The sequence below is a fragment of the Mycobacterium sp. IS-1590 genome (assembly GCF_001500025.1).
Classification (GTDB): Bacteria; Actinomycetota; Actinomycetes; order Mycobacteriales; family Mycobacteriaceae; genus Mycobacterium.
In genome coordinates, this window is sequence record NZ_LQIW01000004.1 from 26102 (window position 1) to 46826 (window position 20725).

The window sequence follows — 20725 nt, forward strand, 5'->3', positions numbered from 1 at the left end:
CCGCGACCGCACGGCCGCGCGGATGGGCCGTCACCCCACGACTTGTGGATTGCCCGGGTCCAGACCGCTGGGCAGATTCGGGTCGAGGCCGCTGGGCGAGTGGGTGAACTCCTGGTGCGCGGGCGGCCGGCAGTTGTCGTCCATCGGCGTCTGGTCACCCGAGCAGTAGGGAAGAAGATCCTGCGGATCCGCCGCGGCGTGCGGTGCCGCCCAAAGGGCAGCCGCCGCGACCAGCACCGCCGCGAAGATTCTCGCCACGGGTCCAACGTAGCAGCGGGTATACGTTCACATTGTGGATCGATTCGGCCGGGTGAAGTTGACCAACCCGGACAAGGTGCTCTACCCGGCGACGGGCGATCGGCGAAAGGCCGTCACGAAAGGGCAGGTGTTCGACTACTACGTCGGCATCGCCGAGGCCATGATCCCCCATATCGCGGGCCGCGCCGTGACCCGCAAACGCTGGCCGAACGGAGTCGAGGAGCCGTCGTTCTTCGAGAAACAACTCGCCTCGTCGGCGCCGGACTGGTTGGACCGCGCGTCGGTCACCCACCGCTCCGGCACGACGACCTATCCGCTGATCGACACCGCCGAGGGCCTGGCGTGGATCGCGCAGCAGGCCGCGCTGGAAGTGCACGTCCCGCAGTGGCGGTTCGTCGCCAAGGATGACGGCCCGCCGACGCCCGGTCCCGCGACGCGCATCGTCTTCGACCTCGACCCCGGCGAGGGGGTGTCCTTCCGTCAGCTCTGCGAGGTCGCCCACGAGGTCCGCGACCTCATCACCGACATCGGGTTGACCACCTTCCCGCTCACGAGCGGCAGCAAGGGATTACATCTGTACGTCCCACTCGAGGAGCCGATCAGCTCGCAGGGCGCCTCGGTGCTCGCGCGGAGGATCGCGCAGCAGCTCGAGAAGACGATGCCCAAACGGGTGACCGCGACGATGACCAAGAGCGTGCGCACCGGCCGGGTCTTCGTCGACTGGAGCCAGAACAACGGCTCCAAGACCACGATCGCACCGTACTCGCTTCGGGGACGCGAACATCCGACGGTCGCGGCACCGCGCACCTGGGACGAGATCGAGGATCCCAAGCTGCGACACCTCAACTTCGATGAGGTGCTCGACCGGGTACAGGAGATGGGCGACCTGCTCGCACCGCTCGACGAGGCGGTACCCGTACCGGATCGGCTGACCACCTACCGCAGCATGCGCGACGCGTCCAAAACCCCTGAGCCGGTGCCGAACAAACCCCCGAAGACGGGAAACAACGACAAGTTCGTCATCCAGGAGCACCACGCCCGCCGCCTGCACTACGACCTGCGACTCGAGCGCGACGGCGTACTGGTGAGCTGGGCGGTGCCGAAGAACCTGCCAGACACCCCGTCGGTCAACCACCTCGCGGTCCACACCGAGGATCACCCGTTGGAGTATCTGACCTTCCACGGTGAGATCCCCAAAGGCGAGTACGGCGGCGGAAAGATGATCATCTGGGACACCGGAACCTACGAGGCCGAGAAGTTCAACGACGTGCCCCCCGACAGTCCCAAAGACGGCGGTGAGGTCATCATCAACCTGCGCGGCGAGAAGATCGACGGCCGTTACGCGCTGATACAGACCGACGGTAAGAACTGGCTCGCACACCGGATGAAGGACCAGAAGCGCCCGCACGCAGGCGATCTCGCGCCGATGCTGTCGACGGAGGGTTCGGTCGAGAGGCTCAAGTCCAGCCAGTGGGCGTTCGAGGGTAAGTGGGACGGCTACCGCGTGATCATCGACGCTGACCGCGGCAGGCTCACCGTCCGCTCACGACGCGGCCGCGACGTCACCGCCGAATTTCCCCAATTCGAAGCGATAGCAGCCGATCTCGCCGATCACCACGTCATCATCGACGGTGAGGCCGTCGCCCTCGACGAGTCCGGTGTCCCGAGCTTCTCGGAGATGCAGAACCGTGCCCGGTCGACCCGCGTCGAATTCTGGGCGTTCGACATCCTGCACCTCGACGGCCGATCGCTGTTGCGCGCCAAATATTCCGACCGCCGCAAGCTGCTCGAGGCCCTGGCCGACGGCGGCGGTTTGATCGTCCCCGACCAGCTACCCGGCGACGGACCCGAGGCGATGGAATACGCCCGTAAGAAGCGGTGGGAGGGCGTGGTCGCGAAGAAGAGGGACTCGACGTACCAGCCTGGCCGCCGGTCGAAGGCGTGGATCAAGGACAAGGTGTGGAACACCCAGGAAGTCGTGATCGGCGGCTGGCGGCAGGGGGAGGGCGGGCGCTCGAGCGGGATCGGATCGCTGATGCTCGGCATCCCCGCCGACGGCGGCCTGAAGTTCGTCGGCCGCGTCGGAACCGGCTTCACCGACAAAGCGCTCGCGCAGCTGAAGACCACACTGAAACCGCTCGAGACAGACGAGAGCCCGTTCAACGAGCGGCTGCCGCGCCCGGACGCCAAGGGTGTGACGTTCGTGCGGCCGGAGCTCGTCGGCGAGGTGCGCTACAGCGAGCGAACCTCGGATGACCGTCTGCGCCAGCCGAGTTGGCGCGGGCTACGCCCCGACAAGGAACCCGGCGAGATCACATGGGAGTAGGTCGTGCGGAATGCCCGAGGCGGCGTAGGTCAGCGGGCTGCCAGGAGCGCTTCCTGCATACCCCGCGTAGCCAACTGGTCGGCCAATTCGTTGTCGGCCACGCCCGAGTGTCCCTTGACCCAGAACCACTCGACTTGGTGTCCCGCACAGGCCAATTGGAGCCGCTGCCACAGGTCGACGTTCTTCACGGGCTGCTTCGCGGCGGTCATCCAGCCGTTGCGCTGCCAGCCCAGGACCCACTTCGTTATGCCGTTGCGAACGTAGGTGCTGTCGGTGTACAGGTGCACCGTGACCGGGCGGGTGAGCGCCTCGAGCGCCATGATCGGCGCGGTGAGCTCCATCCGGTTGTTACTCGTCTGCGCCTCGCCACCGCACATCTCGCGGACGTGCGCACGCCGACGCAGCACCGCGCCCCAGCCGCCGGGGCCCGGGTTGGGTCGGCAGCCGCCGTCGGTGTGGATGACGACCGGGTCCTGGGTCACCCGCCGAGGATAAGCATCGACCCCGTTTGAACGGTTCAGCGACGCGCGGGAGGCGAAATCATCGCCGTCCGGACCGACATCGACAACTCCTGATGCCGCAGCGTGGTGATCCGGCGCCCCGGCTGCACCGCGTCCTTGATCGGTCCTGTGCGGTCACCGAGGTATGCGGCGGTCGCGTCGATGTCGGCGACGACGTAGGTGATCCCCCACAGCGTCGACGGGGCTTGGCTTGTGGTGCCCGGTGAGCCGACGACCTCGACGATCACCTCGCCGAGTCGGAAGAAGATCTGGCGGATCGACCGACCGCCCAGCTCACCGTCGCGTTCCCGCCGCGGGGCCACACCGATGGCGGTGAGCGCCTGAACGGTCCGATCCAGGTCGGGCGACAACAGCACGACGTGGTCGATCGCGGTGACGCCGTTCGGGTGCTCGGCGGGAGTTGCGGCAGCGGCGTCGGACCTCGACGTCGGTATGCCGTCGACGTCGCAGAGCGCGGCGTCCGGCCCCAAGCCGCACAACGACCACCCGACGATGCCGCGGCCGCGGTCGGGGCCGACAAGCCGGACGCGAACGCCGCCGACGCGACAGGTGGCGCCGTCGTCGATCATGAAGCCGGCTCGAGCCCATGCGTCCTCCGGATCGCCGACTTCGATCTCGTCGACCCGGACCGCGGCTGAAGTCACCGCTCGAGTATGACCTTCGCCCGGTCCGGGAAGCGAGGTCGCGGGGCACGTTCACCCGTCGCAATCCGCGACGCCTTTGCCGCACGTACCGCGCAGTATGGACCTCGCGCCGGAACTGCGGAATCGCGCGTCCAACGCGCGCTTGCTCGGTACTTTGAGAGCGAACGATCCGCAGTTCGCCGGAGGACGGTGGTATATGCCCGGGGGAATAGCGAATGAGTTAGCGGCAGCCGGGTTCACCGACGCAGTCGAGATCGGCCGGGGCGGCGGTGGCGTCGTCTACCGGTGCTATCAGCAGTCGCTGGCGCGCAGCGTCGCGATCAAGGTGCTCGCATCCGATCTCGACGACGACGACCGGGAACGGTTCCTGCGCGAGGGCTACGCCATGGGCGCGCTCTCCGGGCACCCGAACATCGTCAACATCCTGCAGGTCGGTGTGACCGAGAGCAACCGGCCGTTCATCGTGATGCCTTACCACCGCGAAGGATCGCTCGCGGAGCGGTTGCGGCGCGAGGGCCGCATCGCCTGGCCGGAGGCCCTGCGCATCGGCGTGAAGCTCTGCGGCGCACTGGAAACCGCGCACCGGACCGGCACCCTGCACCGCGACATCAAACCCGCCAACGTGCTCTTCAACGATTACGGCGAACCACAGCTCAGCGACTTCGGCACCGCCCGGATCGCCGGTGGGTACAAAACGGTGACCGGCTTCTTCACCGGCACCCTGTCCTACACCGCCCCAGAGGTTCTCGAGGGAAACCCGCCCACCGTCGAGGCCGACGTCTACTCGCTCGGCGCCTCGATCTACGCGCTGATCGCGGGCAAGCCGCCGCACGAGCGCAAGAACGACGAAGATCTCATCGCGCATTACCTGCGCATCACCTCGACACCCATACCGGATCTACGTCCCCAGGGCATCCCCGCCGACGTCTGTGCCGTCGTGGAGAAGGCGATGGCCCGCGAGCCGGCCGACCGCTACGCATCGGCGGCGGACTTCGGTCACGAACTGCAGCTGGCGCAGCGGCACAACGGGCTGACCGCCGACGTGATGGCGCTCGGCGAGCCGAGTGCCCCCTCCGAACAGCCGGAAGGCACGCAGGCGGTGGCGATCTCGGAGCTCGTCGAGCCGTCCGTTTCGGCCCAACCCGAACCCCTGCTGCCCGCAGCGCCCCGACCGCCCGTCCGGTCCGGTGAACCCGCCGAACCGTTGCCCGAGCCGGGGATGTTCGCCCACACCGCCTCGATCAGCCAGTCGAGCCTGCCCTGGCAGGTGCCGCCGGGGGTGCGCCCCGATCCAGCGGGGGCCGCTCCGCGCAGGCGGAACCGCAAACGGGTCCTGATCGTCTCGGGCGCGATCGTGGGGGTTCTGCTGCTGGTGGCCAGCGGCGTCTTCGTCATCGCCTCGACGCGTGACTCCGGAGACGGCCAAACCGCCTCTCCCGCACAGCCGGTCGCCGAAGCTCAGCCGGCCTGGCGCCCGATCGCCGACGCGCGTGTCGCCCGCGACGCGGTGGCCGCCACCGAAGCCGACGGCACCATCTGGGTCTTCGGTGGCCTCGGCGCCGACGGTCGTGTCAGCGGCAGGCACGAGGGTTACGACCCCGCGATCGACAGCTGGAAGAGCGGCGAGGTCCTGCCCGTCCCCGTGCAGCGCGCGATGGCAGTGACGTGGCGGGAGAACCCGGTCGTGCTCGGCGGGTGGCGCACGGAAGGGACCGACGCCAAGGTCGCGACCGATCGGGTTTGGCGGGTGGTCAACAGTCGCTGGACGGAACTGCCGCCGCTGTTACAGCCGCGGGCGGCCGCTGCCGCCGCCGCGGTCGGCGACCGGATCGTCGTCACCGGTGGAGTGGACGCGGCGGGCAAGCCGCTGAACACCACCGAGGTTTTCGACGGCACCTCCTGGAAGCTCGGGGCGCCGATCCCGACCCCGCGTCAGATGTTGAGCGCCGCGTCCGACGACAAGCGGGTCTACGCGATCGGCGGCACGACGGGCAGCGCCGACGTGGCGACCGTCGAAGCGTACGACCCCGTCGCCGACATCTGGACGACCCTGCCCGAACTTCCCGAAGCGCGAAGCGATTTCGGTATCGCGGCCACCGACGACCGGTTGGTGGTGGCCGGCGGCACCTCCGGGGGCCAAGTGCTCAAAAGTGTGCTCGCGTTCGACCTGTCGACGACGACGTGGTCCGCGCTGCCCGATATGGGCACCGCGCGTCACGGGATGGCGGTGGCCGCGGTGGGCAATCGCGTGTACGCCATCGGCGGTTCGACGGGGGCCGGTGACAACAAGATCACGTCGACGGCCGAGACGCTGAAACTGCCTGCGCGCCAACCCCAACCCGCTGCCGAGTGGCGTGCGCTGCCGGATGCTCCGACTCCGCGGTTGATGATGGCGTGGACGGTGCTCGACGACAAGATCTGGATCGCGGGCGGTATCCGCGAGGGTGAGACCCTCGACACCGTCGAGAGCTTCGACCCGCGGACGGAGGATTGGCAGCCTGCACCACCGCTTCCGATCCCCTTGCACCACGCGACAGGCGCCGCCTACCAGGGGGAGGTCGTCGTCCTCGGAGGCGCCACCGACAACATCGGGGAGACCTCGAACAAGGTGTTCGCGCTGCGCGACGGCAAGTGGACCGAACTTCCCGCCCTGCAGCATGGTCGGGCCGGCGCTGCAGCGGCCGTCGTCGGCGACAAGCTGGTGGTGATCGGCGGCCAGAGCGACAAACAGCTCGTCGTGCCGACGGAGGTTTTCGACGGTGAATCGTGGAGCCAGGCTGCCGACATGCCCACTCCGCGGGAACATCTGGCCGCGGTGTCGGACGACCGCTATGTCTACGCCGTGGGCGGGCGGTCGCTGAGCGCCGACGAGAACACTGCCGCCTTCGAGCGGTTCGATCCCTCGTCGGGAGAATGGAACACGTTGCCGGACATGCCGACTCCGCGCGGCAGCTTCGGCGCCGCCTACCTCGACGGCCGCATCGTCGCGGTGGGTGGCGAGGAGCCGACGCGCGTGCTGGCGACGGTCGAGATGTACGACATCGCCAACGGCAAGTGGACCACGGTGGCGCCCATCGGAACTCCGGTGCACGGCCAGGTGGTGGCCGCCGTCGACTCCACCGTGTACTGCATCGGCGGCGCCGACCGGCCGACCCACGAGGGCCCCGTCGCCACCGTGGAGGCCCTCGACTTCACGTAGCGCGCAGTTGGGCGAGGGTGACGGCGCCGCGCCGCAGCGCCTCGTTGGCCAGTCGGACCCGGCGATCCCCCTCGGACGGGATGGCGAATTTGTCGTAGAGGTTCTGCAGATGCTGTTTGACTGCGGCCTCGGTGACGAACAGTTCGCCCGCCATCCGGCGCACCGACGCGGGTTCGGGGAACGGGTCGTCGGACACCAGGGGCCGGCACAAGACGACCAGCACGTCGAGTTCGCGGCGGGTCAGCCGCGGCGGGGGGTCGACGGCCTGGGCGGTCACCGTCTCCTCGTCGAGCCTGCCGTCTGCGCTGTCCCGCACTTCCCAGAACACCAATCGCGACTTGCCGAGGCGCACCTCGTCGCCGGAGCGCAGCACACGTTCGGCGGTGATCCGCTCGCCGTTGAGGTAGGTGCCGTTGCGGCTCCCGAGATCCCTGATGGACCACGCGAATCCGAGATTCTCGAGGACGGCGTGCAAGCGTGAGACGGTCTCGTCGTGCTCGAGCGACACCGCGTTGGTGGAGGCCTTACCGAGCGTCACCCGCTGACCGCTCAGCGGCATCAGCTCCCGCCCCGAGGGTCTCGAGATTTCCAGGTGAGACGACATGGGACCTCCTATCGAGGCAATTGTTGCCCAGACAGGAGGTCCCTGGCCGACGAACGCTCACGGCCGATTGGTGAACCTCTTGTAGGCGCGGATGACCCGCTTGGCCGGGGCCGACTCGGACAGCGGCGGCCAAGGCCACTCGCTGCGGTCGCGTCCCCGCGGCGCCTTGAGAAAGGCCAACCCCAGCACCAGCCCGAAGATCAGGTGTCCGACCAGGGTGATCGTCACCGTCGCGGCGTTCAGCGGGAATATCATCTCCTCGCCGCGCGGGGCCAGCGCGACCGTCGCCATCAGCCCCGCCCACGTCGGGAACACCGCGAAGGCAACCGATGCCAGGACCGCGTAGATGTTGCGCAGGCGGTCGATGCCCAGAGCGAATGCGATGACGAAGAACGCCACGCCCAGGCCGCCGCCGTCGCCGATGTAGCGCCAGACGTAACCGACCGCCGCACTGCCCGCGGTGTCCGGCTCGCCGGTGACGAAGGACCCCATCACGGGGATGAAGTCGCCCATCAAGCCCAGCACGTGCACCGCGAACAACCGCGCCGCGTCGTAGACGATGCAGGCGACCATGCCGGCGATCAGCCCGCGACCCACGATCATGTCGATCCGGTGCGGGGCGAACGCGATCAGCGCGCCCAGCACCGCGCACAGCGCAATCACGACCACCGACGTGACGTTCTGGGGGACCAGGCCGAACACGTCGACCGAGATGCCCAGGATCGGCATCGACGCCAGCAGCAGCACCAGCGAAAGCCGTGCGACCTCCCACTTGGTCGGCGGCTTTTTGACCGTGCTCAGGTCGAGGTATCGCTGCCGTACGGTGTTGGCGACCTTGCCGACGACCGGCAAATCGATCGGACGCAACCGCACCGTCTTTCCGTCGAAGGCGCTGATGGCCTTCGGCAGCGGCCTCGTCGGTGGGACGACCGGACGCAGCCGGGTCGTCATGGCGTCGGTGCGCGAGACGGGGGCGGGTAGCGGCCGCACCGGCAGGTCGCCGGGGCGCAGCCGTACGGTCTCTTCGCATCGGTCGGTGCCGGTCGTCGCGGTCATCGTCGTCTTCCTTCAGCTCGCGGGGACGTATCCATCGTCGCCAGCGGGCTCTCGCGGTGTAATCACCGGAGGGTGAGGCTTTTTGACCCCGAGGGAAGGGTTTCCTATCGCCAGAGTAAGAAGGTCCCCTGAGTAAGTGAGTAAGAAGGTGAAGGCAGCGGACAGGATTTCGTTTTAGGGCCATCCAACGGGGTACGCTCTGCTGTACTGGAGCTGAGACGACAGCTTCGCCACTCCGCCTCCTCGATGAGGTGAGCCCGATCAGTAACTCAGCCCCTGGGGCGCAGCATCTGGCACGCTCCCACGTCGAAATAAGCGAGCCCGCCGACGTCGACGAGTTTCTGGAAGACGCCTACGGCGTCAAGATGAGACTGACCTTCAAGTCGCGCGATCATCACGAGGGACCGTTGCTGACCCATGTCCGCGCCACCGTGGGCCCTCTGACATTCGACGACGTCACCGTGGCCGGCCAGGCCGAGGTCCACCCGGATCCGCTGAACAGAGTCGCCGCGATCTGGCCTACCGCCGGTCGCGTCGTCAGCGCCTGCGACGGCCTCCATTCCGAGGCGAAGGCCGGCGAGGTCGCGATGCTTACCCAACCGCACCTCCCGCACCGGGCACGGTTCGAGGACGCGCACGTCACCGCGGTCCTCATCGATCCTCCGGTGGTGGCCGGTGTGGCCACCGGATTACCTACGGCACAGGCTCCACTGCCGATACGCTTCTCCAGCTTTTCGCCCATCGACGATGCCGCCGCCAGACTGTGGAAGCAGACGACCCGTTACATTCGGGACGCCGTGCTCACGGACGGCGCGCTCGCGACGCCCTTGGTCGTGGGGCACGCCAGTCGGCTGCTGGCGGCCGTAACGCTGGCGACCTTCCCGAACACGGCGGCGACCGAGTCGAGACCGCACGACCGCACCGACACCAAGCCGGTGCTGCTGCGGCGCGCGATCGAGTTCATGGACGCCAACGTCTGCAACGACATCGCGCTGGCCGACATCGCCGAAGCCGTCCATGTCACGCCGCGGGCGGTGCAGTACATGTTTCGGCATCACCTGGACACCACTCCGTTGCAGTACCTTCGTCGGCTTCGACTGCACTACGCACATCAGCAACTCCTGGCCGCCGACCGCAGCAGCGACACGGTCACCGATATCGCCGCGCGCTGGGGATTCGCCCACACCGGACGGTTCGCGGTGCTGTACCGGCAGACCTACGGACAGAGCCCCCACACCACGCTGCGCGGATAGACGTGGACGCGGACTCCGTCGCGGGAGGCCGCGTAGATTTGAGCGACAAACATTCGAGCCCTCGGAGCGACGCCATGAGTGACAACGACATTTCCGAGGCGATTGAACGCGGTGAACTGGCCCGCGCGCGGGCCGATGAGCTGCGTCGGCGACAGGCCGAACTGGCGACGGGCGTTCCCCCCAGTGCCGAGTCGGCGGAGCGCGCGCGGGCGCGCGCCCAAGAAGCGCTGGAGCGCGCGCGCCGAGCACATCACGGCGCGGCCGCGCGGCACGACGATGCGGAGCAAGCACACCTACGGGCAGCGGCCGCCCACGAGCAGGCCGCCCTACATTCCGACGCCCGGTCCGGCGGTTTCCATCAGGACGCAGCCGAACGCCACCGTGACGCCGCGCTGCGCCACCATCAGGCCGCTCTGGACGAGCAGTTGCTGGAGAGCGAGACAATCGGCGTCAGTTCTGCACCTCCATCAGCAGCAACGCCCCGCTGGCGGTTTCCGCGGTAGCGCGAAAACCGCTGCAGACGATGCGCACGCGGGCCTGACGGCCCCGACGGGTGACGGCATCCAGAATCACCTCGGTGGTGACGCCGGGGTCGACGAAGGCCTGGCCGATCAGCGGCTTGACGTCGTCAGTGGGCAGTCCGATGTCCAACGACGCCAGGGCCGATCCCTGGGCTTCGTCGGCGCGCAAACCCCAGAGCTCTTCGCAGCCCCGATTCCACAACATCACCCGCATCTCCCGGTCCACCACGATGAGCCCGAAGTGGATGGAGTTCACCAGCGAATCGAGGAAGGCTTGTGTCTCGTTGACCTCCACGCTGCGTTGGCGCAGTTCGTCGTTGATGGTGTGCAGCTCATCGTTGGTGGATTGCAGCTCCTCGTTCATCGTCTCGAGTTCTTCGTTGGTGGACTGCAGTTCTTCGTTGGTGGTCTCGAGTTCCTCGATCGTCGACTGCAGTTCCTCGTTGGTGGTCTCGAGCTCCTCGTTGGTCGACTGCAGTTCCTCGTATGCCGTCTCGAGTTGGCGGTTGGTTTCCACCACCTTGTCCAGCAGCGAGCGGGTCGCCGTCACGTCGAAGAAGACGATCGACACACCGCGGAGTCCGTTGTCGTTGTCCACGAGCGGGTTGATGTGAATCTCGAACCACACCACCGCCGAGCCGGGGCGATGCCACTGGACATCCTGGATGCGGGCCGAGCGTCGCTCGACCTTGGCCTGCTCGAGATAGGCGCGCAGTTCGACGGGGCGGTACGACACTTCGAGGTCGCGCAGGAGCCGGCCGATATCGCGAGCCGACAGGCCGAAGGTGGCCTCCGCCTGCTGGTTGAACATGGCGACGGTGTCGTCGCTGGTGACGACGATCTGGGCGACCGGCCCGGCGCGGAAGGCGAGTTCGCGGATCGGGTCCAGTCCCGGTAGGTCGCCCTGTCGGTCGCTGACGGGCTCTGAGTTCTCGAGTCGCTCGAGGCCGTTGTGCGAGCCGGCCGCTTTGCGGAAGATGCGGTGCTTGAGGTTGATCGGCGTGAAGCGGTCGCTGTAGCTCAACAGCATCTCGGCGTGGCCGAGGAACAGCGTCCCTTGCGGAGCCAGTGCAAAGTGCAAGCGGCTCAGGACATTACGCTGAGTCTCGGCGTTGAGGTACATCAGGGTGTTGCGGCAGACCAGCAGGTCCACCCGCGAGATCGGTGCATCTTTGACCAGGTCGTTGCGCCCGAAAATGACGGCCCTGCGCAAATCCTTCCGGAAGACGTATCGGCTGTTGACCCGCTCGAAATAGTTCTTCAGGAACTCCGCGGGCACCGACTCGACGGCCTTTTCGTCGTACGTCGCGGTTCGCGCCTCGGTGAGCGCATCCTCGTCGACGTCGGTGGCGTAGACCTTGACGCGCTGCCGAAAGGCGTCCGGGCCCAAGGCATCGGCCAGAACCATCGCGAGCGTGTAAGCCTCCTGTCCCGAGGCACATCCCGCGCTCCACACTCGGATGGGATCGTTGGGGCCGCGTTCGGCCAACATCGCCGGAATGACTTCGGCGCAAAGGTAATCCCAGGCTGGTGGGTCTCGAAAGAACGCGGTGACATTGATCAGGATCGTGTTGAACAGGGCGTTGAACTCATCGGAGCTGGCCTGTAGGTGGTCGAGGTAGTCCTCGTAGGAGTGGACGCCGGCCTGGCGCATCCGGTGTTGCACCCGGCGCATCAACGACGTGCGCTTGTAACCGGTGAAGTCGAACCCGCGCGAATCGCGCATGTAGCGCAGAAGCGCCTCGAACGCCTCTTCTGTTTGTCCGCTCAACCCATGTCCGTCCGCTCGCTTCCGCCCGCACGTCCGAAGATACTCACCAAAGGGCGTTCTCCGGGCCGATGACCGCCCAAACGGTCTTACCCGCCGTGTCCGGCGCGTTTCCCCAAGCGCGGCTCAGGGCTGCCACAATCCGCAGACCCGACGGCGTCGGGGTGTGCGCGGAGTCTTCGCGAAGGCCGGCCGGCCGCTGGCTGGCGTCGCTCACCGCGACGGTCACGGTCGAGTCCTTCGACTCGATCCGCAGAGCGGGCCCACTGTCGGTGTGCTTCAACACGTTCTCGACGAGCGTGGTGGCCACCACCTTGGTGGTCGGAATCAGTTCGGTCGCAGACCAAGCCGTCAACCACTCGACAACCAGCTCCCGCGCGCGTTGCAGGCTGGCCACTGTCCTGGGTAGTTCGGCCCTTGCCCGGCGTCGCACCCGAGCCGATTCGCCGTCGGCCAGTGCGCGCATCGCGGACTGCATGCTGTCGTAGGACGGCACATAGCGGGTGATGCCGTTTCGAGCGAGCGCCGACCGCAGCGCCTGATGCGGGCACACCAGGAGAACGGGAACCTCCGGCCAGCGACCGACGTGCCACCGGGCGCTGGTGAACACGGCCAATGCGGATTCCGCGGGCACCTCGAGGTCGCGCATGTCGACGACGACGGCCCGTGGTTCGTCGAGGGCTGCCTTGATGATGGTGTCGCGCAGCGGCCGGTATGTGCGGCTGTCCAGCACGCCGCGCGGCCTCACCGTTATGACTTCGCCCGACGACTCGGCGAGCACGGTCAACGTGCTGAAGTCAGCTGACACCGGCTTCTCCGGGCGAGGACGCCGACAGATGCTCACCGAGCACAAGCGCCGCGCGATCCGCTTCCTTGGCGGTCTCCAGATAGCGCTGTCGGACCGTGCCCGGACCGACCGTGTCCGCCAGTCTGCGCGACATCTTCGCCTTCTCCCGCAGGCTGCGCAGGGCCACCCAGATGGCGCCTTCGATCTCGTCGTCCCGGGCCTTCAACAGCGCGTCGGCCGTCCAGGCGTGCCCCACGCGGCATCGATAGCTGCCCGAACCCGCCTCGATCAGCGAGCCGTTGCAGTCGGGGCAGATGTAACCCGAATGCGGGCCCAGATCCTCGGCATCGATATTCGTCGAGAATCGGCGTCCCATCGCGATGCGGTTCTCGAGTTCCATGGCTTTGTCAGGTTCCATATCCCGAACCTCGATCTCTCGTTCGAGCAGCTTCGTCAGGACGGCGCCGATGTCACTGGCTGCGGCTTGGTGGTCGACGACGTTCGCTTCGATGGCGTTGCGAGGCATGGTCGCGAACAGCGCGTCGCTGGGGCTCTGCACGACGGTGGTGCCGCCCCGGGATCGGATGGCGGCCGCGCCCGACACACCGTCGTCCAGGACGCCCGACAGGAGGACGCCGATGGCGCGTGGCCCGTAACTCAGTGCGACCGAACGGAATAGCGCATTGATTGCCGGCCGGTGCCCGCTCTCCGTGGGGCCTCGCGACAACAACATGCGGCCGTCAACGGCCAGCAGGTGGCGGTCCGGTGCACAGACGTAGATGTGTCCGGGTTGGATCGCGGTGCCGTCGGTGGCGGTCTCGGCGGGCAGCGGGCCACCCCGGTCCAGGATCTTCGCCAGAATGCTCGGCGCGTTCGGCGGGATGTGCAACACGATGAGCACCGCGTAGGGCAGGTCGGGCGTCAGACCGCCGACGAGGTGGGTCAACGCCTCGACGCCACCGGCGGATGCGCCCACCGCCACGACACCCGTCAGCGCGGTGTGTTGCCCCGATTCTGTGCTTTCCATTGCGCACCGGTTACCCGTAGCCCCCGCTGATAACCCCTTCTGACGTCGACGCTACGCCTTGTCAGTACCGGAGGCACCTGTTCAAACCCTGGCGATGACTTTCTCGGCGAACTTCTCCAGATGTCGGATCTTGCTGTCGAGCGGTTCGGTGTCCGGTCCTTCGATGTAGGGAACGCGGAATCCGACGATGACGTCTGTGACGCCCTTGTCCTCCAGTCGTCTGATCCCGTCGGGCGTGTACGCGTCGGCGGAGATCACATGGATCTCGAACGGGTCGCTGCGGCCCTCTTCGTCGCGGAACTGCTTGAGCTGCTTAAGAAGTCGGTCCAATTCCTCGGCGTCTCCACCGCCGTGCATCCAACCGTCGTTGCGTGCCGCCCGCCTCAGCGCGGCGTCGGCGTGGCCCCCGATCAGAATCGGGATCGGCTCGGTGGGCGCCGGCGTCATCTTCGTCTTGGGGATGTCGTAGAACTCGCCGTGGAACTCGAAGTAATCGCCGGTGGTCAGGCCCTTGATGATCGCGATGCACTCGTCCATGCGCTTACCGCGCTTGGCGAACGGTACATGCATCAGTTCGTAATCCTCGGGCCAGGGGCTGGTGCCGACGCCCAGGCCGAGGCGGTTGCCGAACAACGCGGCCAGCGAGCCGGCTTGTTTGGCCACCAGGGCGGGAGGCCGAATGGGGAGCTTGAGGACGAAGAAGTTGAAACGCAGCGTGCTGGTGACCGCGCTCAGCGCGCCGGCGAGCACGAACGCCTCGACGAAGGCTTTGCCGTCGAGGAATTCGCGGTTCCCGTCCGGGGTGTAGGGGTACTTGGAGTCCGACTCGAAGGGGTAGGCGACGCTGTCGGCGATCGTCATCGCGTGGTAGCCGGCGGCTTCCGCCGCTTGCGCCAACGGGATGTAGAACGTCGGGTCGGTCATCGCTTCGGCATAGGTGAACCGCACGTTCTGATACTAGAACGTGTTCTAGTTTCTGGTTTAGGGATTGCTTCATCGGGAACTTGGACGCCGTGAGTGCGGCCAAAGCTATGTACAAACCCCTGTCGATGGTCAGCAGCGTCGTGGGTGGTCTCATCGCCGGCAAGATCTTCACCGAGATCTGGCAGCGGGTGAACCCCGACGACGAAGAGCCCGACCCCGAGGATCTCAGCCGATCGACCAAGGAGGTCTTCATCGCCGCGGCGATACAGGGCTTGCTCATCGGTGTGGTGCGGGCCGCGCTGGCGCGCGGGCAAGCAAAGAGCTTCCACGCGCTGACCGCCGAAAACCCCGAGTAGCTCCGGCAGTGACCGAGCTCGTCGCGGACGCGATGGTGGCACGGTTGCGCGCGTGGGGGACGACGCGGGTCTTCGGCTACGCAGGCGACGGCGTCAACACCCTGCTCGGCGCGCTGGCGCGGGCAGGCGATCCGGAGTTCGTCTCGACGCGGCACGAGGAACTCGCGGCTTTCGCGGCGTGCGGCCACGCCAAGTACACCGGCGAGGTCGGTGTCTGCCTCGCCACGCAGGGGCCCGGTGCGATCCATCTGCTCGCCGGCCTGTACGACGCGAAGCTGGACCGCAGGCCGGTGGTGGCCATCGTCGGTCAGGTCGTGTCGACCGCGTTGGGCAGCGGATATCTGCAAGAGGTCGACCTGCACGCATTGTTCAAAGACGTCTGCGCGCAGTATCTCCAGACCGTCTTCGCGCCGGAGCAGCTGCCGATGGCGTTGGACAACGCCATGCGCACCGCGCTGGCGACGTCGACACCGACCTGCTTGATCGTTCCGCACGACGTCCAGAAAGCGGAGATGCCCGACGAGTTCGAGCACAGCCACGGCGTGGTCCCGTCCGCGGCCGTGTACACCCGCGCGCACATCGTGGCGCGCGACGCCGATGTGGGTCGCGCCGCCGATCTTCTCAACGAGGGCGAGAAGATCGCCGTTCTGGTGGGACGCGGCGCGATGGGCGCCGAGGACGAACTCACGCGGATCGTCGATCTTCTCGGCGCGGGCGCGACGACGTCGCTGCTCGGCAAGCCGGTTCTGGACGAGTCGCTGCCGTGGCACACAGGGGTGATGGGACACCTGGGCACGACGGCGAGCGCAGAGCTGATGGCCCACTGCGACACGCTGCTGATCGTCGGCAGCAACGATCCATGGACGGAGTTCTACCCGGCACCCGGTCAGGCTCGAGCGGTGCAGATCGACGTCGAGCCACGGGTGGTGGGCGCGAAGTATCCGATCGATGTGGCGTTGACCGGCGATGCGGCGGACACGTTGTCGCGATTGGCGCCCCTGCTGCACCGCAAGAGCGACCGCTCGTGGCGGCAACACGTCGAGGGCTGGACAGCCGACTGGAGCCGCGAGTCCGAGGAACGCGCCGAGGCCCAATCCGATTCGGCCAACCCGGAATTCGTCGTGCGGACACTTTCCGAGCACCTGCCGGGTCACTCCCGTGTCGCCGTCGACGTCGGATCTGCGACGTACTGGTACGCCCGTCACCTCCGGCTGCCGCCCGGTGTCCCCGCCCATGTGTCCGGGTACCTGGCATCGATGGGATGCGCCCTTCCCTACGGGATAGCGGCCAAGCTCGATGCACCGGAGCGTCCGGTCGTCGCACTGGTCGGTGACGGTGCGATGCAGATGAGCGGACTGCTCGAACTCGTCACGATCGCCGACCGGTGGCGGGACTGGACGGATCCGCGGTTCGTGATCCTGGTCCTGCACAATCAGGATCTGACCGAAGTCTCCTGGGAGCAACGGGAAATGGAGGGCGATGCGCGCTTTCCGGCCTCCCAGCACGTCCCGGCGTTCCCGTATGCCGACTACGCGGAGCTGCTCGGGCTGCAGGGGCTGCGGGTGGTCGAGTCCGAGCAGGCGCCGGCGGCGTGGAGCAAGGCGTTCGCGGCCGACCGGCCGACGCTGATCGAGGCCATCGTCGACCCGAAGACGCCGTTGCTTCCGCCGTTGATGCCGCAAGCCAAGGCGGACAAGGTGTATGCCGCACTCGCCGGTGAGCCGGACGGCGCCGTGACGCGGGAGCGGGTCGCCGCGCAGCGCAGGTCAGAACCGACCTAATCGTCCAGGGGGTACGGCGGGGCGCCGACACCCGCGACACAGTGCGTGCCCCAGGGAGTCACCTCGGTCAGTTGCCCCTCGGCGGTACGGTCGGCGATCGAGATGCGTACGGTCTGGGGCAGTCGCATGTCGGAGGCCAGATCGAAAACCATTCCGCGCCAGTGGTATCTGCCGTCGATTGGGTCGGTGTGACCGGTCAGGCGCACCCGGACGCCATGATCCGTACCGTCCATCCGTAGGCCCGCAGGCCCGTCGTAAACGACGCTCATCGGGGCAGAAAGCCGCTTCGACGCCACATCCGGCGGGCGATCGGGCCCATCAGTGCGACCTCCTCGAGGAAGGCTGCCAGCGGCGCGAATCCGACAACCTGGGTGTCGAGGCGGTGCGGACTGCGGCGCGCGAGGCGCCGGGTAGGCCGGGGGTCGAGCCCGACGCGCTGGTATTGCACCTTGTTCGTGAACAGGAAGCGGAAGAAGTAGCCGCCGAGCCCGTTGACGTTGGACAGCACGAACTTCGGCAACCGCCGCATGTGGGGGACGCGCTTGCGCAAGCCGTCACGCGCGAACTGGATGTGACGGGCCTCTTCGGTGACGTGAATCCGCATGAGGCGCCGTATCAGCGGTTGCAGTTCGTCGTCGTCCATCATCTGGCGCTGCAGTGAGTCGAAGATCTCTTCACCGATCAACGCCGCGACCCACAGGGCGGAGCCCTGGAACACGAAGGGCAGTGCGTTGATGATCACGCGCTGATACCACTTGGGCCACACCGGTTTGGCGCCGACCCGCTCGATTGCCTTGCCGAACATCACCATGTGGCGCGTCTCGTCGCCGAGCTCGGTGAGCTCGTAATGGGTTGCGCTGGCGGTGGGATCCTGATGCATCATCTTGCGCAGCAGCGACTGATTGAGGATGTTTTCGAACCAGATGCCCGCCGACAACGTGTTGACCAGTTCCTGGCGGGACAGTTCGATCTGCTGCTCGCGGCTCATCGCGTCCCAGACCGGCGTCCCGTACAGCGAGACGAGCTTCGGCGGGAGGAAGAACTTGTCCGGATCCAGCGGCGCGTCCCAATCGATGTCGACGACCGGTGCGTACGACTTCTTGACTGATCCCCTCAGCAGGCGCTCGGAGAACTCGGCGCGGCTGGGCGCAAGCGTCGGGTTGGTCATCGGTGACGTCCCTTCGGTGACGGTCCTCTCAAGTTAGGCAGCCGGTTCGAGTTAGTCAATACCCTCGGTACTGGATACTTGCGGTACCGCCCGCGTTTCATGCTCGGCGGTCGGGGTACCGAGTGGTATGCCAATTGACGAGGCCGACAGGGCCGACAGGGCCGACAGGGCCGATGCAGCCGTCCAGGCTCCGGACCCGGACGATCCCGGCAAGCCCGAGTCGCCGACCGACCTCACCCGGCCGTCGCTGATGTACGCCATGCGCAAGGCGGTCAAGGAGTTTCAGAGCGACGAGTGCACGGATCTGGCCGCGTCGCTGACGTACTACGCCGTGCTGTCGATCTTTCCCGCGCTGGTGGTCGTGGTGTCGCTGCTGGGCGTCTTCGGGCAGGGCAGGCGCACGGTCGACGCGCTGCTCGACATCGCCGCCGATGTGGCGCCCGCGTCCGCGCTCGACACGTTGCGCCCCACGGTCGAACAACTCGTCAACTCGCCGTCGGCCGGATTCGCTCTGGTGGTGGGCATCGTAGGGGCGTTGTGGTCGGCCTCGGGGTACGTCGGCGCCTTCGGTCGTGCGATGAACCGCATCTACGAGATCGAGGAAGGCCGACCGGTGTGGAAGCTGCGGCCGACACAACTGCTGTTGACTCTGGTCGGTCTGGTGCTCGCGGCCGCGGTGGTGTTCATGCTGGCGATCAGCGGGCCGGTGGCCAGGACGATCGGTGATGCGATCGGGCTGGGCGAGACGGCGGTGACGGTATGGAATGTGGCCCGGTGGCCGCTGATCCTGCTCTTCGTCGTGCTGGCGGTCGCGATTCTGTACTACGTCACCCCCAACGTGGAGCAACCAAGGTTCCGCTGGATCAGCGGCGGTGCCGCGCTCGCGATCGTCGTATGGCTCATCGCCTCCTTGGGGTTCGGGCTCTACGTGGCCAACTTCGGCAGTTACAACAAGACCTACGGCGCGCTGGCCGGTGTCATCGTGTTCCTGCTGTGGTTGTGGATCACCAACCTCGCGTTGTTGTTCGGCGCGGAAGTGGACGCCGAGCTCGAGCGCGGTCGTCAGCTGCAGGCCGGTCTGCCCGCCGAACACGAATTGCAGCTGCCACCGAAGGACGACCACAACATCCGCAAGCAAGAGGCCGCCGAGAAGAAGGACATCAAGCGGGCCAGGCGGCTGCGTCTTTCACGCGGGCGCAAACACTGAGGGCATACTCGCGGGCGTGACCCGTCGAATTCACGTCATCGGCATCGGTGCGGGCGACCCCGGCCACGTCACGGCGCAGGCGGTGACGGCTCTCAACGACACACAGGTGTTCTTCGCCATGGACAAGGGAGCCGCGAAAGACGACCTGGTGGCGCTGCGACGACACATCTGCCAACACTTCATCCGCGAGCCCGGTTACCGATTCGTCGAACTGCCCGACCCGCCGCGGGTCAGGAAGGCTCCGGACGGTCCGGCGTACCGGCGGGCGGTCGCCGACTGGCACGCCGCGCGGGCCCGGGTGTGGGCCGACGCGATCGGGGCCGAGCTTCCCGACGGCGGTACGGGGGCTTTTCTGGCCTGGGGCGACCCGTCGCTGTACGACAGCACCCTGCGCATCCTCGATGCCGTCGCGAGCCACGTCGACATCGACTATGACGTGATCCCCGGCATCACCGCGATCCAGGCGCTCACCGCGCGACATCGCATCCCGCTCAACGACGTCGGGGAACCGGTGCTGATCACCACCGGCAGGCAGCTGCGTGACCGCGGGCTGATCGGAAGCGCGGTCGTGATGCTCGACGCCGATTGCTCGTTTCTGACATGTCCGTCCGGCACCCGCATCTGGTGGGGCGCCTATCTCGGCACGCCCGACGAGGTGCTGATGGCGGGCACCGTGGGTGACGTCGGTGAGGAGATCGCCAGGGTGCGCGCGGACGCGCGGGCGCGTCACGGCTGGATCATGGACACCTATCTGCTGCGTCCGGCGACCGGGCGTGCTTAGCCGGTTGATCGCACGCATCGGGTGCGTGCAATCAACCACTTAAGAGCCCTACTGGGCCGAACTAGGGGCGTCCGGGGTCGTTGCGCTGCATCCACAACCGGTAGACATCGATGGCGGCGTCTTCGGGTTGATAGCGCATCGGGAGCCGTCGTTGGTCCCAACTCTTGGCGAACTCGTCGTAGAAGGTGTTGAGCTCGAAGTACTTTCGATCGTCGACGTAGTAGCGCGCGTAATCGTCGCGGGTGGTCAAGAAGACGACTTCGTCGGGGGAGCAGTAGTACAACGAGCCCAGGCACATCGGGCAGGGGTGGGCGAGCACGTAGATGGTCGTGCCGACCAGATGCTCGGTGCCGAGCTTCGTGCACGCCTGCCGGATCGCGAGGATCTCGGCGTGCGCAGTTGGATCATGTGTCTGGGCAACCTGATTGGCGCTCTCGGCGAGCACCTCTCCGTTGCTGGCGATGACCGTCGCGAACGGGCGACCGCCCTCTTCGACGTTTCGCCGTGCGAGATCCACTGTGCGTTGAACGAAATCCACGGCTGC

Annotated in this window: 20 protein-coding genes; 8 read left to right on the plus strand and 12 right to left on the minus strand. The window is 67.0% G+C overall.

Annotated features, from left to right (window positions below; genetic code table 11):
* Positions 1-30: 30 nt before the first annotated feature.
* The gene (locus AU197_RS05020) at positions 31-258 is read right to left on the minus strand and encodes a hypothetical protein (RefSeq protein WP_064401432.1); all 228 of its coding nucleotides are present in this window, start codon (positions 256-258) and stop codon (positions 31-33) included.
* 31 nt (positions 259-289) lie between these two features.
* On the opposite strand from AU197_RS05020, the gene AU197_RS05025 reads away from it, so the two are divergent.
* A complete protein-coding gene (locus AU197_RS05025; RefSeq protein ID WP_064401433.1) occupies positions 290-2584 on the plus strand; it encodes an ATP-dependent DNA ligase in 2295 nt (764 codons plus the stop codon).
* Positions 2585-2613: 29 nt separating this feature from the next.
* Here the strand turns inward: AU197_RS05025 and rnhA are convergent, their stop codons facing one another.
* Complete coding sequence (rnhA, locus tag AU197_RS05030) at positions 2614-3066, minus strand: ribonuclease HI (protein ID WP_064401434.1); 453 nt, start codon at positions 3064-3066, stop codon at positions 2614-2616.
* Between the two features lie 35 nt (positions 3067-3101).
* Positions 3102-3749, minus strand: coding sequence for a VOC family protein (locus AU197_RS05035; RefSeq protein WP_064401435.1), 648 nt, complete (start codon positions 3747-3749; stop codon positions 3102-3104).
* Positions 3750-3945: 196 nt separating this feature from the next.
* On the opposite strand from AU197_RS05035, the gene AU197_RS05040 reads away from it, so the two are divergent.
* On the plus strand, positions 3946-6948 hold the full coding sequence (locus AU197_RS05040) for a serine/threonine-protein kinase (protein ID WP_064401548.1): 3003 nt from the start codon (positions 3946-3948) through the stop codon (positions 6946-6948).
* On the opposite strand, the gene AU197_RS05045 is transcribed toward AU197_RS05040, so the two are convergent.
* Positions 6941-7552: an FHA domain-containing protein gene (locus AU197_RS05045; protein WP_064401436.1), complete on the minus strand. Its 612-nt coding sequence runs from the start codon at positions 7550-7552 to the stop codon at positions 6941-6943. The two genes, AU197_RS05040 and AU197_RS05045, sit on opposite strands and share 8 nt — an antisense overlap.
* Before the next feature lie 57 nt (positions 7553-7609).
* Positions 7610-8608: a hypothetical protein gene (locus AU197_RS05050; protein WP_064401437.1), complete on the minus strand. Its 999-nt coding sequence runs from the start codon at positions 8606-8608 to the stop codon at positions 7610-7612.
* A gap of 251 nt (positions 8609-8859) precedes the next feature.
* On the opposite strand from AU197_RS05050, the gene AU197_RS05055 reads away from it, so the two are divergent.
* Together AU197_RS05055 and AU197_RS05060 are read left to right on the plus strand one after the other, a co-directional pair.
* Positions 8860-9861: an AraC family transcriptional regulator gene (locus tag AU197_RS05055; RefSeq protein WP_231744830.1), complete on the plus strand. Its 1002-nt coding sequence runs from the start codon at positions 8860-8862 to the stop codon at positions 9859-9861.
* 74 nt (positions 9862-9935) lie between these two features.
* A complete protein-coding gene (locus AU197_RS05060) occupies positions 9936-10364 on the plus strand; it encodes a hypothetical protein (RefSeq protein WP_064401439.1) in 429 nt (142 codons plus the stop codon).
* On the opposite strand, the gene AU197_RS05065 is transcribed toward AU197_RS05060, so the two are convergent.
* The 4 genes from AU197_RS05065 to AU197_RS05080 form a co-directional block, all read right to left on the minus strand.
* Positions 10312-12153 (minus strand): CheR family methyltransferase, encoded by a 1842-nt coding sequence (locus AU197_RS05065; protein ID WP_082696514.1) that lies wholly within the window; start codon positions 12151-12153, stop codon positions 10312-10314. The genes AU197_RS05060 and AU197_RS05065 overlap by 53 nt on opposite strands.
* Positions 12154-12196: 43 nt before the next feature.
* Entirely contained in the window at positions 12197-12958 is a 762-nt protein-coding gene (locus AU197_RS05070) for an STAS domain-containing protein (RefSeq protein ID WP_064401440.1), read from the minus strand.
* Positions 12948-13964, minus strand: coding sequence for a chemotaxis protein CheB (locus tag AU197_RS05075; RefSeq protein WP_064401441.1), 1017 nt, complete (start codon positions 13962-13964; stop codon positions 12948-12950). The genes AU197_RS05070 and AU197_RS05075 overlap by 11 nt, the downstream gene beginning before the upstream one ends.
* 81 nt (positions 13965-14045) lie before the next feature.
* The gene (locus AU197_RS05080; RefSeq protein ID WP_064401442.1) at positions 14046-14912 is read right to left on the minus strand and encodes a TIGR03619 family F420-dependent LLM class oxidoreductase; all 867 of its coding nucleotides are present in this window, start codon (positions 14910-14912) and stop codon (positions 14046-14048) included.
* Positions 14913-14977: 65 nt separating this feature from the next.
* Here AU197_RS05080 and AU197_RS05085 point away from each other — a divergent pair, with 65 nt between their 5' ends.
* Both AU197_RS05085 and AU197_RS05090 read left to right on the plus strand, forming a co-directional pair.
* On the plus strand, positions 14978-15244 hold the full coding sequence (locus tag AU197_RS05085; RefSeq protein ID WP_064401443.1) for a DUF4235 domain-containing protein: 267 nt from the start codon (positions 14978-14980) through the stop codon (positions 15242-15244).
* Between the two features lie 8 nt (positions 15245-15252).
* A complete protein-coding gene (locus AU197_RS05090; RefSeq protein WP_064401444.1) occupies positions 15253-17025 on the plus strand; it encodes a thiamine pyrophosphate-requiring protein in 1773 nt (590 codons plus the stop codon).
* Here the strand turns inward: AU197_RS05090 and AU197_RS05095 are convergent.
* Positions 17022-17294 carry a DUF4873 domain-containing protein gene (locus tag AU197_RS05095; RefSeq protein ID WP_231744831.1) on the minus strand — a complete coding sequence of 91 codons (273 nt, stop codon included), beginning with the start codon at positions 17292-17294 and terminating at the stop codon, positions 17022-17024. The two genes, AU197_RS05090 and AU197_RS05095, sit on opposite strands and share 4 nt — an antisense overlap.
* Positions 17291-18193: an AurF N-oxygenase family protein gene (locus tag AU197_RS05100; protein ID WP_064401446.1), complete on the minus strand. Its 903-nt coding sequence runs from the start codon at positions 18191-18193 to the stop codon at positions 17291-17293. The genes AU197_RS05095 and AU197_RS05100 overlap by 4 nt, the downstream gene beginning before the upstream one ends.
* Positions 18194-18320: 127 nt before the next feature.
* Between AU197_RS05100 and AU197_RS05105 the strand changes: the two genes are divergently transcribed.
* Positions 18321-19400: a YihY/virulence factor BrkB family protein gene (locus tag AU197_RS05105; RefSeq protein WP_064401447.1), complete on the plus strand. Its 1080-nt coding sequence runs from the start codon at positions 18321-18323 to the stop codon at positions 19398-19400.
* A gap of 16 nt (positions 19401-19416) precedes the next feature.
* Positions 19417-20181 carry a precorrin-6A synthase (deacetylating) gene (gene cobF / locus AU197_RS05110; protein ID WP_064401448.1) on the plus strand — a complete coding sequence of 255 codons (765 nt, stop codon included), beginning with the start codon at positions 19417-19419 and terminating at the stop codon, positions 20179-20181.
* Between the two features lie 61 nt (positions 20182-20242).
* Here the strand turns inward: cobF and AU197_RS05115 are convergent, their stop codons facing one another.
* A complete protein-coding gene (locus AU197_RS05115) occupies positions 20243-20719 on the minus strand; it encodes a nucleoside deaminase (protein ID WP_064401449.1) in 477 nt (158 codons plus the stop codon).
* Positions 20720-20725: the final 6 nt, after the last annotated feature.